The organism is Halopelagius longus (assembly GCF_900100875.1).
Lineage (GTDB): Archaea > Halobacteriota > Halobacteria > Halobacteriales > Haloferacaceae > Halopelagius > Halopelagius longus.
Genome location: NZ_FNKQ01000001.1, coordinates 760151 through 774627, shown reverse-complemented (window position 1 = coordinate 774627; position 14477 = coordinate 760151). Strand labels below are relative to the sequence as shown.

Annotated in this window: 13 protein-coding genes and 1 tRNA gene; 6 read left to right on the top strand and 8 right to left on the bottom strand. The window is 57.1% G+C overall.

Annotation, left to right across the window (positions count from 1 at the left end):
- Positions 1–81: 81 nt before the first annotated feature.
- Positions 82–1539, bottom strand: coding sequence for an AlbA family DNA-binding domain-containing protein (locus tag BLS11_RS04050; protein ID WP_092533292.1), 1458 nt, complete (start codon positions 1537–1539; stop codon positions 82–84).
- A 371-nt stretch (positions 1540–1910) separates the two neighbouring features.
- The gene (locus BLS11_RS04045) at positions 1911–3599 is read right to left on the bottom strand and encodes an AlbA family DNA-binding domain-containing protein (protein WP_139172762.1); all 1689 of its coding nucleotides are present in this window, start codon (positions 3597–3599) and stop codon (positions 1911–1913) included.
- Positions 3600–3756: 157 nt separating this feature from the next.
- On the opposite strand from BLS11_RS04045, the gene BLS11_RS04040 reads away from it, so the two are divergent.
- The 4 genes from BLS11_RS04040 (at position 3757) to BLS11_RS04025 (ending at position 7875) form a co-directional block, all read left to right on the top strand.
- Complete coding sequence (locus tag BLS11_RS04040) at positions 3757–4770, top strand: Cdc6/Cdc18 family protein (RefSeq protein ID WP_092533287.1); 1014 nt, start codon at positions 3757–3759, stop codon at positions 4768–4770.
- 69 nt (positions 4771–4839) lie between these two features.
- Positions 4840–5520, top strand: a complete 681-nt coding sequence (locus tag BLS11_RS04035) for a P-loop NTPase family protein (RefSeq protein WP_114936177.1) — start codon at positions 4840–4842, stop codon at positions 5518–5520.
- The gene (locus tag BLS11_RS04030; RefSeq protein ID WP_092533281.1) at positions 5507–5779 is read left to right on the top strand and encodes a DUF8156 family protein; all 273 of its coding nucleotides are present in this window, start codon (positions 5507–5509) and stop codon (positions 5777–5779) included. The genes BLS11_RS04035 and BLS11_RS04030 overlap by 14 nt, the downstream gene beginning before the upstream one ends.
- The gene (locus tag BLS11_RS04025) at positions 5776–7875 is read left to right on the top strand and encodes a type B DNA-directed DNA polymerase (RefSeq protein WP_092533278.1); all 2100 of its coding nucleotides are present in this window, start codon (positions 5776–5778) and stop codon (positions 7873–7875) included. Before BLS11_RS04030 ends, BLS11_RS04025 begins: the two co-directional genes overlap by 4 nt.
- Before the next feature lie 263 nt (positions 7876–8138).
- Here BLS11_RS04025 and BLS11_RS19985 read toward each other — a convergent pair whose 3' ends face one another.
- The 6 genes from BLS11_RS19985 to BLS11_RS03995 form a co-directional block, all read right to left on the bottom strand.
- Positions 8139–8486, bottom strand: coding sequence for an HNH endonuclease (locus BLS11_RS19985; RefSeq protein WP_394327387.1), 348 nt, complete (start codon positions 8484–8486; stop codon positions 8139–8141).
- A 902-nt stretch (positions 8487–9388) separates the two neighbouring features.
- A complete protein-coding gene (locus tag BLS11_RS04015) occupies positions 9389–11029 on the bottom strand; it encodes a DUF7845 domain-containing protein (RefSeq protein WP_092533272.1) in 1641 nt (546 codons plus the stop codon).
- Between the two features lie 432 nt (positions 11030–11461).
- Positions 11462–11536 (bottom strand) — tRNA-Val (locus tag BLS11_RS04010).
- A gap of 58 nt (positions 11537–11594) precedes the next feature.
- Positions 11595–11861 (bottom strand): DUF7553 family protein, encoded by a 267-nt coding sequence (locus BLS11_RS04005; RefSeq protein ID WP_092533269.1) that lies wholly within the window; start codon positions 11859–11861, stop codon positions 11595–11597.
- Positions 11862–11972: 111 nt separating this feature from the next.
- The gene (locus tag BLS11_RS04000; RefSeq protein WP_092533266.1) at positions 11973–12506 is read right to left on the bottom strand and encodes a cob(I)yrinic acid a,c-diamide adenosyltransferase; all 534 of its coding nucleotides are present in this window, start codon (positions 12504–12506) and stop codon (positions 11973–11975) included.
- Positions 12503–12748 carry a glutaredoxin family protein gene (locus tag BLS11_RS03995; RefSeq protein WP_092533263.1) on the bottom strand — a complete coding sequence of 82 codons (246 nt, stop codon included), beginning with the start codon at positions 12746–12748 and terminating at the stop codon, positions 12503–12505. Before BLS11_RS03995 ends, BLS11_RS04000 begins: the two co-directional genes overlap by 4 nt.
- 154 nt (positions 12749–12902) lie before the next feature.
- On the opposite strand from BLS11_RS03995, the gene BLS11_RS03990 reads away from it, so the two are divergent.
- Both BLS11_RS03990 and ddh read left to right on the top strand, forming a co-directional pair.
- Positions 12903–13361: an acyl-CoA thioesterase gene (locus tag BLS11_RS03990; RefSeq protein WP_092533260.1), complete on the top strand. Its 459-nt coding sequence runs from the start codon at positions 12903–12905 to the stop codon at positions 13359–13361.
- 72 nt (positions 13362–13433) lie between these two features.
- Positions 13434–14348, top strand: coding sequence for a D-2-hydroxyacid dehydrogenase (gene ddh / locus BLS11_RS03985; protein ID WP_092533257.1), 915 nt, complete (start codon positions 13434–13436; stop codon positions 14346–14348).
- Positions 14349–14477 lie beyond the last annotated feature (129 nt).

Genomic DNA, 14477 nt, shown 5'->3' with positions numbered 1-14477 from the left:
CACACCTTGTGCATCTAGGGGCGTTCTCTGGCATTGCATGACTCGGTGAGGTTGAATCCTGTTCTCTATGGCATCAGAGCTTCAGAGATTGAATTCAGATTTAATAGAGATCTCATCGGTGTCCAGGGCTCGCGTCGAAACGTCAACGAGGACAGTTGGATGGGTTCCGGAGACCTGGGTATAAGAAAGATAATTTAGTGAAAATCGCTCATCGTCATCAAGATATCCCCCAGAGACAAGTGAAGGAAGTCTTTCAACTGATGATATACCGTGCATCAACCATTCTGGAACTGGAGACTCTGCAGCCTCCTGAACCTCTTCTGGCCAATCGTATAGCGGATTATCTGTGATTAGATGGTTGTACGTTAATCCCTCATGCTCACCGATTTCCACAGGCACGGGATTATTTAGCGGTCCTAATCCATGTCCGTTAAGATGTATAAACCGTAAACCGTGCTGATGGTTGTAGTTTGGAGGTAAACTCGCATTCTCCGTAAGGAAGTCTCGTAAAGGCGAATCTTCAATCGGAATATCCGGTAGAATGAATCCGATATTTCCTCGAAGGAACGACGATGTTTCTTTTTGTAGTTCAAACCAGAAAATACCAACATCAGTTGACGTATACCCTGCAAGGACAGGGCCGTAATCCCATCCTTTTCTCGTATACTCCTCAAGGGTGTCCTGGATTTCAGCGATCCGTGAGAGATCCTCGCGGAGCCCGTTAATCGTCATCCCCATCAATTGCATATCTGCTATTCGGAACGTATAGCCTAGACTACGTCCCAAGTCTGCATTCAGACATTCATCGGCACTCTGAAGAAGAGAGATGATCTCACCGTATGAACCATGGGAGGAGACGTTAGTCTCTAGATGGTAACTGACTGATTTTCCCATTCTGTCTCCCATAACTGCATGCCCACAAACAGCTGTGTAGTTAGGATCAACTCGAGTGATAGCCCTCTCCAGAATTGTATCTGGATATTCCCGATCAAGATCTACTGGAGGGGTATAGTTTGCGTGGATAATTTGCTCAATCTTCGACTTATATGCAGAAGATTGCCGCTGTTTCCTCTTCTTGTAGAACTCTGATATCTCACCTGATGACATCTCTCGCATCCCATCTTCTTCACGGATAAAGACCCGCCACTCGCCTTCATAATCGAATTTAATTAGCTCGACAGTAGCCTTATCAATGTCAATTCGAAGTAAATTATTCCCCATATGTTCCTCGAATTTGATCTCCCAAAGGTCAGTAAGAGCAGGACTAGCATAGTTTTGGGCGATGTGGGTTAGCTCCTGTCGTATCTCACGATCAACTGAGACGTCCTGTAATCTAATATCGTCCCCTTCACGTCTTACTCCAATTATTACAGTCCCACCACCCCCGTTCGCAATAGCAGAGAGGACGCGAACCAGTTTCTTCTTTTGGCCCTTTGTATTCAAAATCTCAAGCGATTTGAATTCGAGATCTGAACTCTCTGCACCAGGACTTTTTCCAAAAATCTCTAGCAGGTCTTGTGTAGTTTCTCGTCGCTTCATTAGATAGGCCTCTGTGTTGAGGAATATAGAACCTCTGTAAGATTAGATTTGGTCTTGGATGTAACAACAGGTGTATAGCGCACGTCTCACCAACTTGTGTCTCTTCTCGAATAGGCCGTGGCCAAGTCGATGAGATGATTCGTAGTGATCTCTGACCGTACTTCTGTTCAACCCTCCCAATATAATGAACGCAATGTTCGATTCTATTCACAAAAACGAACATTCAGTCGATTGGCGCGAGGCATTGTTTATATGGTATCCATGGTCCGAACTGCGCAAAGTATGAACTCGAACATTCAGAAACTCCATTTTGATTGAGGACCTCTGTCGGGAGCCTCTAAACCGGGAGACGATAGCTGACAGTTGGTGTATTACCCAAACCGCCGTTTTAACTCCTGATACGTGAGCTTCCGAACGTTGGTCCCATTCCGGAAGTAGTAGGTGAAATTACAGGCAACGGGCTCATCTGCTTCGGGGATATCGACGATGACAATCGGTTCCCCTTCATAGGTGATTGGATAGAGATCGGCACTAAGCGGCGGTTCCATCATGTCCCACAGTATCCCCGAAATCTTGTTTTCGACTTCTTCTTGGTTCTCGACCCCCCGTACCGTTCCCTCGTCATCAACACCGAAGATCAGCACACCCCCTTTGTAGTTTGCAAGTGCTGCAATCTCCTTTCCGACTTCGATCATCGAGTCGAGAAATTCCTCTTTGAATTCCGTTCGAGTCCCCTCATCACCAGCAATGATCCGATCGAGACGCCGGTTATCGAATTCAAGCTCTTCTGATTGTGTGTACCGATCGTGAGACACCTGTTGCTCCTCCAAATACGTCCGGAGAACGTCCTCTGGAACTTCGAGCTCCTTTACTTCAATTACCTCTTGGTCAGTCAGTTGTTCAAGGAGCTCCTCCACGAGCTTGTACTGCCTTCCTCCAAATCCGGAGTAGTCGGTCGCTACCCGGACAAAAACAGCCCAGCCATGCAGGCTGCCCGTGTTGTCGAACGCCCAGCCGGCGTGTTCGACAGCATAGGAGTAGTTGTAGCCCGGCTCGTCGGGATGTTTCAGTCTCCGTATCTGGATCGGCTCGTCCGTATCAAGCTGATCGCGAATCGATTGGAGGCCTCGTAACACGAGAATGAAGCCTGCACTTCCAGACCCAACGAATACCTCGTCACCCCTATATGTGTCCTCCCAAAGAAAGATCCGATCGAGCGACTTCTCAATCCCGACTGCCGGATCAGGTGCGCCTTTTAGCAAATGGTCGACTTCGGTGGATGAGTCGGGTATATCGACTTCATAGGAGGCAGAATTGGAGTCAACGCGGTCTTCGATGGGCTGGAGAATCGTATCCCGTACCTCTCCGTACGTACGGTTTAATTCTCTCCAGTCGTCAGCGTCAAAGAGTGCCTCCTGCACCGTCAATAGCTCTGTCTCGTTCAAGGCCAGCTCCGCATAGAGCCAGCAGAGCGCCGCTGTATAACTCTCAAAATTGGCATCAAGCTCCGCTTGAGTGTAACGCCTATCAAGCCAGCCGTGTTGGTATGCCTCCGGGTAACCTCGGTTGGCATCGTTGACGGCAGGGAGAACTATTTTGATTGCCTGGTAGTCAAAGTATTCAGAGAGATCAAGTGTTGTCTTCGTTCGACCGTACTTCTCGAAGAGTTCATTGAACGGCTTGATGACATCGCTCCTAAGTGAAGCAAGCTCCCTATTGAGATACTCTCGATTGTGGGCACGGTATAGGCGCCGGTCGAACTCATTGAGATGTTTGAGTAGATGTGAAGCCTCACAATTGGCTTCCAACGAATCAATATCTGCTATCGACGATTCTGCACGGAAATATTCAAACGAAGACTCAATGTCCAGGCATTTCCTGTGAATGTTCAGCTCCTCCTGAAAAGTCCGGAAGAGTGCTCTGACCAAGATTTTGTATCCTTTAATGTGATCCTGGTCGTCACCCTCGAAGTTTTGAGTCACCCAAGATTCGAACTCGTCTAACCGAGTCACCTCATCAAGGGCGTGATGGGCACCAATTAATCGAGTAACCTTCTCCACGGTATTCAAAAGGGGGAAACGGACAGATAATGAAGTTGTCTCTATACATAAGAGATTCTTCTGTCCAGGATGGATGGCGGGAACAGCCTAGTATCGGAACTAACGGAAACCACACAATTCCGTTTATCTGTATTGCCGAGAAAACACCCGCCCAGCCATGATTACAGATGCTCGCGTCCTCCAACCGGAATTCACACCGAAGGAGGTTGAGCATCGAAACCAGGAGGTGAACGTCCTCTCGAACGCCCTCAAGCCCATTATGCACAAAGAGCCAGGCGAGACATCCCTGCTTCTCGGTCCATCGGGTGCAGGAAAGACGTGTATCGCCCGGTTTACGACCGAACGCCTTCGGGAGAACGTCCTCAACATCAACTCGCAGTACATCAACTGCTGGCAAGACTACACGCGATTCCGAGTCCTCTACCGCGTCCTGGACGGTATCGGAAAGACGGTCGACATCCACCGGCGGTCGACCCCGACAGATGAACTCCTGAATCGCCTCCGGAACTACGACGGTCCCCACTACGTCGTCATCCTTGACGAAGTCGACCAGCTCGAAGATAAGAGCGTCCTCTACGATCTATACGAAACGCGGGGCATCACGGCGATTCTTATCACGAATCGCGAGGAAGACCTATTCTCATATCTCGATGACCGACTAAGTAGCCGTTTCCAGAGTTGCGTCCGCATCAACTTCGACAAGTACCATCTCGATGAACTGGTTTCGATACTGGAGGCGCGAACCCGGTGGGGGTTAACGGAAGACGCTATCGGAAAGCCTCAATTGGCGCTTATCGCTGATGCCGCAGCAGGGGACGCACGCATTGCTATCGGAATACTTCGCAACGCTGCCCGGCAAGCACAACAGGCTGGGCAGGATCACATCACGAGCAATATCGTCGAGGATGCAGTCCCCGACGGACGGGCCGAGGTTCGTCGCAAGGCGGTCGAGAAATTACGGCAGCATCAGCGCGTCCTCTTCGAGATTCTGGAGGAAGAAGGGGAGACGAATCCGGGCGAACTCTACGACGAGTACTGCCGGCGCGTCGACAACCCGAAGACGAAGCGGACGGTCCGAAACTACTTGCAAAAGATGGAGCATTACCGCCTCGTCGTTGCCGACGGAGAGAAGCGCGCCCGGACGTACCGCCCTCGAACGGACCTCTCCTAACCCGATATCGGAAACAACGGAAACGACCCCGCGTCGCCTATTGACAGGGGTGATAGACTGTATAACGTGATGACGCGTCGAACGATACCAGAACTACCGACTCTCGACACAGGCGTGACGCTCCTCGAAATGGAAGACCGAGCATCGGGTGCGCTGCATTCGCTCGTCCTTGACCATATCCTATTAGAGAGCGGGTCGGCCGTTTGGATCGATTCGCGTGGAAACGGCACGACTCAGCCTATGGCCGAACTCGCGCCGAGCATGCGCGTTCTCAACCGAGTGCATATTGCGCGGGCGTTCACTCCGTGGCAGCACTACAGTCTGATCGATGATATCCCCGCTGAACTTCCTGACGACGTCGAACTCGTAGTCCTTCCTGATGTTGACGCGTTCTATCGTGCTGACGACCTCGGATCCCAGGAGGCCGACCAGATGCTAACGGCGGCACTTCGTCGCGTCGTCCGACTGGCCGTGGACTACGACCTCCCCGTACTGGTTACACGGACGACCGACGACGCCTTTTCGGAACCCGTCGCGGACGTGTCGACAACGGTCCTCCAATGTGAGCAGACAGCCTTCGGCCCGCGATTCAGCGGTGACGAGTTCGAGACACTAGTCTATCCGGTCGAGGATGGCCTCGTGCAGACGACGTTCGCGTTCTGGCGGCGTGTCCTCTCATCCCGCCATGCTGTCTTCGACGAGATCGAGACGCCGGCCCCGATGGAGGTGCAGATCGGTGGGCCGAACTAACCCGACGTTCCGAGACACGATTCGCGCTGTCGAAGACGACTGGAGCGACTTCCGGAGGGCGCTCCGTCGCCGTGACCAACCGCATTTCGACCGCCTGTTCGACCACGTGCGTGCCCACGCTGACGCGGCGGGCTACCTGAATCATCGCACCCCCGAGATACCGATGATCGTCTCGATCGTCCTGGAACAGGAACGCCGAATTGACGAACTTGAAGCTCACGTTGACCAAGACGATGTGGGCGACCAGAGCACCCGATGACCTACAAGATCGACTACCGAGATGGCACAGTACTCGAATGGTCGCTCACCGACGACGGAACGACGGTGACACGCAACGACTCGTACACGCCGACGATATACGTCTCCGTCCACGGTGGCGACCTCACAGAAGCCGCAGCATACCTTCGCAACCACCCTCAAGTTGAGGCGACGCAGCAGGTCGAAGAACAGGTTGGCTTTCGGCACGACCCGACGACGGTCTTGCGCGTCGATGTCGCGGACCTCGATGCTGTGACGAACGTCGCCAACGAGGTCAGAGGGTGGGGATCACCCGGCGACTACCGCCTCTACAACGTCGACTTCTCCCGAGAGTACCGATACTGTCTGGAGGCGGGCGTCGACCCGACGCCAACGCAGCGACCCTCGGTTCTCCGTCTCGCCGTAGACGAAGCCGAACTCGCCTCACCCCCGATAACGGAGATAAAAGTCGGAGATAAACTACTGTCGGGCGTCCCGGATGACGTGCTGACGGGGGTACGCGAGCAGATTCAGGAAGACGACCCTGATGTCCTGCAAGTATCGTCGAGTGAGCTGATACCCCGGCTGTTCGAACAGGCCGACCAGTACGATATCTCGGAGTTCGCACTCGGGAGGCTCCCCGGCTATCAGACGCTCGCCGGCGAGTCTACGTACGAGAGTTACGGACAGGTCGGTCACTCGCCTGCCCGCTACAATGTCCCGGGTCGGGTCATCATCGACGAGTCGAATACGTTCTTTTGGGACCAGACGAACTTGGACGGCTGTCTCGACCTCGTCTCTCGGTCGCACAAGCCGCTCCAAGAGTTGGCGTGGTCCTCGATCGGCAACGTTCTGACGGCCATCCAAATACGAGAGGCACGGTCTCGCGGCGTGCTCGTCCCGTGGCACTCGTGGCGGCACGAGCAGTTCAAGACGATGCGACAACTCCATGCGGCCGACCGAGGTGGGTTCACGTTCACTCCGGAGGTTGGGTTGCACGAGGATGTCCACGAACTGGACTTCTCCTCGCTCTTCCCGAATATCATCGTCACTCGAAACGTGAGCCCAGACAAGATTCGGTGTGACTGTCACGCCGACCGCGACGATGTCCCCGGACTGGGGTACTCCATCTGTGACGAACGAGGGTATCTCCCCGACGTTCTCGAACCGCTCATCGCCGATCGTGATGCTATCAAGGAGGAACTAGAGGACACTAAGGACCCCGACCGGCAGGCCGCCCTCGAAGGCCAGTCGAACGCCATCAAGTGGATACTCGTCTCGTGTTTCGGGTATCAGGGATTCTCCAACGCGAAGTTCGGCCGAATCGAGTGCCACGAGGCGATCAACGCCTTCGCGCGCGAAATCCTTCTCGATAGCAAGGCCGTCTTCGAGGCGAACGGGTGGCGTGTCGTCCACGGAATTGTCGACAGCATCTGGGTAACCCCCGTCGACGGCGCGGAACAGACGCCGCTTGACGAACTTGCAGCCCAGATCACTGAGGACGTGGGAATCCGCTTAGAGTACGAGGCCGAGTACGACTGGATTGCATTTGTTCCCCGTGCGGATTCCGACGCCGGTGCCCTCACGAAGTACTTCGGAAAGGTAGCCGGTGTTGATGAGTATAAGTATCGAGGTATCGAGTGCCGTCAACGAAGTACACCGACGTACATCGAGGATGCACAGCGGGAACTCATCGAGGCCCTAGACGAAACCCGCGACCCGGAAGCGGTGTGTGAGCGACTCCGCACGATGATCGATCGCCTCGAACGTGGGGCCATTGACCCGACGCGACTGGTCGTGAACAATCGTGTCTCGAAGTCGCTTGACGAGTACACGCAGAACACCCGGAACGTCGCCGCCTTGAAACGCGCCGACGGAAAGGGACTCACCCGACGCCCAGGCCAGAACGTGTCGTACGTCGTCGTCGACGACGAGAAGTCGTCTCGAGACCGTGTCGTCCTCAAGAGCGAAGAGCCCTCGGAGTACGACGGGCCGTTCTACCGCGATCAACTGATACAGGCAGCAGAAAGCATCCTATCGCCGATTGGATGGCACGAACGACGGATTGAGCGCTATCTGAGTTCACACACCGAGTGTAGTTTAGAGTCGTTCAGTTGAGGGTGATTAGGCTACGAGCAGCTCACTCCCTGAGGATCTGGACGAGTCTAAGTACCTTCTTTTACATCTATTCCTCAACCAACTCCCATCTGGGAATCATCTATCCTTGTGACCTTGTTATCATACGATGAGCGTACCGCATCAGTATGGGCTCCCAGGGACAACTAACTCCCGCTCGGAATCTAGATGTGTGGGTGGACGTAGATTGATGCTTTATCTGAGAAATATCGGTGTGGCCGAAGGCCAACTGCGGGTGCGTCTTCCTATCTACTCTGCTTACCGAAGGGCATCCGTTCCCTATCCTCTATGAGCGGTTCGTCAACGAACCGCCCAATGTCCCCTAAGGGGATATACCAGAATCGCCCTTCCTCATTGAAGCGTACCCAGTCGATCGTCTTCCACAGATGGCGGTAGGCCTCGAACTCAACGGAATCCATTTGACCATTGCTGTACCATCTAACCACGGGAGCCATCGCCTTGCCGTGCGCGGCATCGTGACACTGTCTGCAAAGCGCGACCAGATTCGAGAATCGATCTGATCCTCCCTGTCCACGAGGCACGATGTGGTGGACATCGAGGGTAGCATCAGTTCTCGGAATACGACAGTTCATGCACTGCTCTTGGTCGCGCTCAAGCACGCTTCGGCGGATGGCTTCCCAATCGCGTTCTTCCATTATGATTTTCTCACTCTCCTGGTAGGTCGTGCCGCACTCTGCTATTGCGCTGGATGGGTGTTATAAATGAAAGGCGCGGATTTTACAATCTGTAAAACCCTCTCTAATAGGTAATGGAGCTCACAGATGAGGAGCGCGAACACATTGAGCGGCATTTCACGGGTTCTCCCCCAGAGAGGTATTGGTACGACATCGATCGGACTATCGATTGGGAAGATGGCGAATTGACAGTCGCTGTTTTCCGGTTCAGTAAGGGGAGGGGAGGTGGCTTTGCTTGGGTTCGAACGCCTACTGGCGAAATGCGTTGTTTTGCTGATCAACACTTGCTTTTTCGCCGTAGTAGGCAACGTGCTCGGTTATTTGCAGAGCTTTGGTCACGGGTAGGTAAGTTCGACACCGTCTCTAAATCAAACTTCGTTCCCGTCTCTATTGCAGCTCTTGGAAAGCCCGCAATTGCTGCCTATCTACGTTCTATTCACTACTTGAGTGATGCAGAAATCGCTAATAATCTTGACATCAGTAAGTCTACTGTCCGACAGTATCTTTCTCACTTCCAGGAAGGGCGTCGGTGACTTCGTCATTCTCTTGCCCCCTCCTTTTCTCGTGCATCACTTAGAAATCGCCGCGGTGCGAGGGTATTTTCGGAGTCTGTCCCTCTTAGGGACACTCCCTAAGGGGATGTTCGCACCTAATGCGAACGACCCGAGTGGCTGCAGGCTCTTAGGACTCGAAAGAGACGACGACGACGAAAATCGAGTTCCAATAGAAACCGAGGTTCGGACGAGTTGTATATAAAAGAACGTCAGCCAGACGAGTGTTGCCACTCAGCCGTCACCGCGCTACCAGGTGATTTCTCGCCCCACAGTACCGTCGTCTCGGTTTCGTCCGATGATCTCCTTTGCGACGAACTCCAGCTCGGCGAAGACGCGCGGGTTACGCCCAGCACGCTTCCATGCGAGAAGTCCCTCCTCAAGGACTTCGTCGATGGTAGGTACTCCGTGCGACTTCAACTCCGACAGGACGGTGTCGAAGCGAATCTTCCCCTCACCGTCACCGATGTTCTCGAACGACGCCCCGTACCTCGACATCCAGCGTTGGATGGCGGAGTCGGCAGATGAACGCGTCTCAACGTTCGCGAGCCGCGCGACTGCGCCGATGCCGTCCTCGATGGAGGACTCGATTCGTTCGACGATGGCGGTGATCTCCTGACGGATCTTCTCCGAGAAGAACCGAACGAGCCCGTTTTCGTTCACGACCGCCTCGCCGATCTCCTCCAGAGCGCGGTAGACTTGAGAGACGGAGTATCCCGTCTCGTCTGCGACGTCCTTGTAGTGAGCTTCACCACCATCGGTGGCGAGCATCTCCATCACCGACCGTGCACTCGGAGAGATGTCCTGAAGTACCGTTATCACGAGATTCTCCTGTTCGGCCTCCAGTCGAGGCGTCGGGTCACCAAAGTGACCAATGGAGCGGTCGGACTTCTCAACCTGGAAGTGATAGTCCTCGACGAACGCAGTCGGATCGGCGTCGACTGGAATGCCCGCCCACCGAAGGACGTTGATCAACGTCTCCTCGAGTTCGCGGAGTAACTGCTTACGGTCACGCCACTTCACAGCAGAACCACCAGAACGGTACTCTCCAGTAATTCCCTCCGTTGTGTTGAGCGACTTGTGGAACGCAACGCCGAACTTCGGTGAGGAGAGTGGGTCGTCTCGACTCTCCTTCGAGCGGACGTACTTTGGGTGATAGCACTTCAGACGCTTCCCGAGCGAGTGATCGTCGACGAGTTTCGACGACGAGAACGGGTCAAGGGCGAATGCGTGGCGCTTGCCGACGACGTTGGTATTGTCGCCCTTGTAGATGAACTGTGAGTCCTTCTCCTCTGCGAGGAGGTGCATAATCCGATAGAAGATGCCCGTCGAACGGGTGAGCTTCTTCGCGTACTCACGCATGAGGCGGACGTACAGTTCGGTCGTGACGATGTTCGAGTCTCCTCGGGGGCGACCGAAGTATCGTCGAGAGAAGTCCGTCTCTGCTTCGTCAGCGAACGCTTGGAGCGTGGACTGCAGGACGAAGAGGTACTCGTCGTACGTGAGGTTCGAGCCCTGCACGTGGGCCTGAACGCCTTCGCCACCGCACCAAGGGCGTTTCATCTCGTCACCGTCGGGCTTCTTCTGGTCGTCCCACCGAGGCGAGAAGACGAAATCAGCCTTCTGCTCGTCCGGGCCTTCTGCGTGGATCTTGTACTCGTACGCTTTCTCCGACTCGATCGGGTCAGAGTCGCGGGGTGCAATTCCCGTCTCGGGGTTGTAGTTGATCCGAGCGGTCCACACTTCGTCTCCAATCTCGAAGGTGATCTTCCGGTAACCGTCGAACTCGCCAATACAGAGATTCGAGAGCGCCCAGTACGGCGAGAGACCGTTGTCGGTGAACCACAGGAACATGTCGACCTCGTGGAAGTGAGGTGCGATGTGGCTCACGCGTCACTACCTCCGAGGTTGGGCTCGAGATCCCAGTCTGCGGGTTGTTCAGTCGGGGGACTCGTTGACCACCTACCTGAAATCAGCTCTCGTCCTACGTAACGCTCAAATCGGTGGGACGGGTCGTCACACACGCCCGACCACCCCCATTGTGGTTGGTCGGTGTACTCCGGTTCTCCGGAGTCTTGCGCCGATGAGGGTCCAAGCCTTGGAACAGTAGACGGCCCTCCCGGCTCTCCTTCGCGTCACGGCTGACACCTCCCGTCCTTGAGTGCCGGACAGGATTGGTCATCGTCGAGAACGTAGCACCCGCAGTAGTCGCAAACGGGAGGCTCCAACTCGACCGTCCGACTCACCGCGACCACCTCTCAGAAATCAGATAGAACGGGTGAGAACGGTCCGCACGCTCACGGTGTAATCGCCTTAAGAGGATGGGTTGGGGCGGATTCGAACCGCCGGCCTGCTCCGTGTGAAGGAGCCGTCATAACCGGGCTAGACCACCAACCCGCGCACAAAATCGTATCCCGGGGCGAGACTTAAACGTTCTTCTTCGGGGCGATTCGGCTTACTCCGCGGACCCGCCGCGGTAGCGTCGGATACCGCTCTGGGCGCGGCGCATGGCCTTCTTCCCGCCGACTTCGACGCGTCGCGGCGCCCGGCGGCGGAGTTCGGCTTGCAGACGCTCCCGTCCGGACGGGGGCACCTCCTCCTCGCGCCCGAGCATCTTGCGAACGCGGCGTTCGACCGGTTCGGCTTCCTCTCGAATGCCCACGGAGAGGTGTTCGCCCGCGCGTCGGAGGTAGTACCAAGCGTCTTCGAAGTGCTTGTTCATATCTGACCGTAGGCAAGCAACAGATAAAAGGATTGTGTCGGTCGAGACAATGTTCTATCGAGGGTAGCGGAGCGCTATCGGGCGATGGACGGAAGAACGGAGGCGTGGTGTTCAGTACGTCGGGGCGTCCTCGCGGACGCCGTCGCGCTTGTTCACGAGGCGCGCGAGGGTGAACAGGGCGTCCGAGAGGCGGTTCAGGTAGGCGACGGTCTGCTCGTTCACCGGTTCCTCCGACGCCAGTTCGACGGTTCGGCGCTCCGCCCTGCGCGTCACCGCGCGCGCGTGGTGGAGTTTCGACCCGGCGTCGCTCCCACTCGGGAGGATGAAGGAGTTCAGTTGGTCCAGTTCCTCGTCGGCCTCGTCGATGAACGACTCCAGTTCCTCGACGTGGTCCGCCGTGGTGACCGGGTCGTCCTCGTCGGGGTCCGGGTTCGCGAGGTCCGCCTGCACGACGTGGAGGTGGTTCTGGACGCGTTCGAGTTTCTCGTCCACGTCGTCGTACCCCGTGGGGCGGACAGTTCCGATCAGCGCGTTCGCCTCGTCCACCGTCCCGTAGGCTTCGATGCGGGCGCTGGTCTTCGACACCCGGGACATGTCCCGGAGGTCGGTCATCCCCTCGTCGCCGCGGCCGGTGTATATCTTCATGTGGCCGCCAACGTCTCCTCGACGTACCGGAGGATGTTGTCGCTCTCGTTCATCGTCACGCCGCGTTCCTCGTCGACGAGTACCGGAACGGAGCGCTGACCGCTGACGCGCTTGACCTCGTTCCGTTCGGAGTGGAGCGCTTCGACCCACTCCGTCTCGTACTCGACGCCGCCGTCTTCGAGGGCGTCGTGGACCTTCTCGCAGTACGGGCACCCGTCGAGAGCGTACAGCGTGATGCTCATACCCGGCCGTTCGGGTCGCGGGGGCAAAGAGATTTGGCCGGCGGCGAGTCGAATCGGACCGGCGACGACCGCTCCGCCGAATCCCTCACAATCGACAGACAACGATACGACCGCATGACAGAAGCGTTATTCGGGGCGTCTCGGTAGCGAGTGTATGGTCGATCTGGAGGAGACGTACATCGAGAACCGGGTGCTGGTCCAACCTGACGACACGAACAACTACGACATGGCTCACGGGGGCAACGTCATGAAGTGGATGGACGAGGTGGGAGCGATGTCCGCGATGCGGTTCTCGGGGGAGACGTGCGTCACCGCCCGCATGGAGGGCGTCGACTTCCACCGACCGATTCCGCGCGGGGACACCGCACTCATCGAAGCGTACGTCTACGACTCCGGGACGACCAGCGTCAAGGTCCGTCTCCGCGTCTTCCGGGAGGACCCCCTCACGGGCGAGACGGAACTGACGACGGAGTCGTACTTCGTCTACGTCGCCATCGACGAGGACGGCGACCCGACGGAGGTGCCGAACCTGAGCGTCTCCTCCGAGCGGTCCCGGGAACTCCGCGAAGAAGCCCTGTCCGACGAACGAGAGGACGCCGCCCGGACGGCCTGAGACGGCGGCGCGTCCTCCGACGCTCTCGCCGCGTCACGAACCGTTTTTGTCCGTCCGGTGGAACTGGCCCCCATGCCTACGCGAGTCGCCATCCACTCGTCCGTCGAGCGAATCTTCCCGGCGGAGAAGTTGCGGTCGCTCCTCTCGGAGTACGATGCCGAGGTGAGCGACGACGTGGCCGGGTTCGACGCCGTCGTCTCGTTCGGTCACGAACCGGAGTTTCTGGAAGCCGACCTCGATTGGATTCACTGCGTCCGCGCCGGGTACGACGAATTTCCGCTCGACGCCCTCCGCGAACGCGGGATACGGCTGACGAACAGCACCGGCCTCCACGGCGACTCGGTCGGCGAGACTGCGCTGGGGTTCATGCTCCAGTTCGCGCGCCGCCTCCACCGCTACCGGAGCGACCAAGCCGACAAGGCGTGGGACCCGCCGGCGTGGGACGAGGCGTTCACCCTGAACGGCGAGTCCGTCTGCGTCGTCGGCCTCGGAACGCTCGGTCTGGGCGTCGCCCGCCGCGCGGACGCCCTCGGGATGGACGTCACCGGCGTCCGTCGGACGCCGACGCCCGTCGAACACGTCTCGGAGGTGTACACCCCCGACGCGTTGGTCGAGGCGATATCGGACGCGCGGTTCGTCGCCCTCACCGTCCCGTTGACCGACGAGACGGAGGGACTCCTCGGCGCGGCCGAATTCGACGCGATGCGGGAGGACGCCTACCTCGTCAACGTCGCCCGCGGCGGCGTCGTCGACCAGTCGGCCCTCGTCTCCGCCCTCCGGTCGGGCGACATCGCCGGCGCGGGCCTCGACGTGTTCGAGGAGGAACCCCTCCCGACGGACTCCCCGTTGTGGGAGATGGAGAACGTCGTCGTCACCCCGCACGCCGCCGCCGCGACGGTCGATTACGCCGACCGAATCGCGGCGCTCGTCCGCGAGAACGTCCGCCGGCGCGAGGCGGGCGACTCCCTGACCAACCTCGTCGTCTGAGGGAGGACCCGAAGGCGGGACGGCGACGGCCGAACGTGAGTAGGCGGGACGACGCTCGACCCGTGCTCGCGGTTCGCGGAGCGCTCTCGCGACGGACGAGTCCGTCCGTCGACCAAAATTCTAACCGAG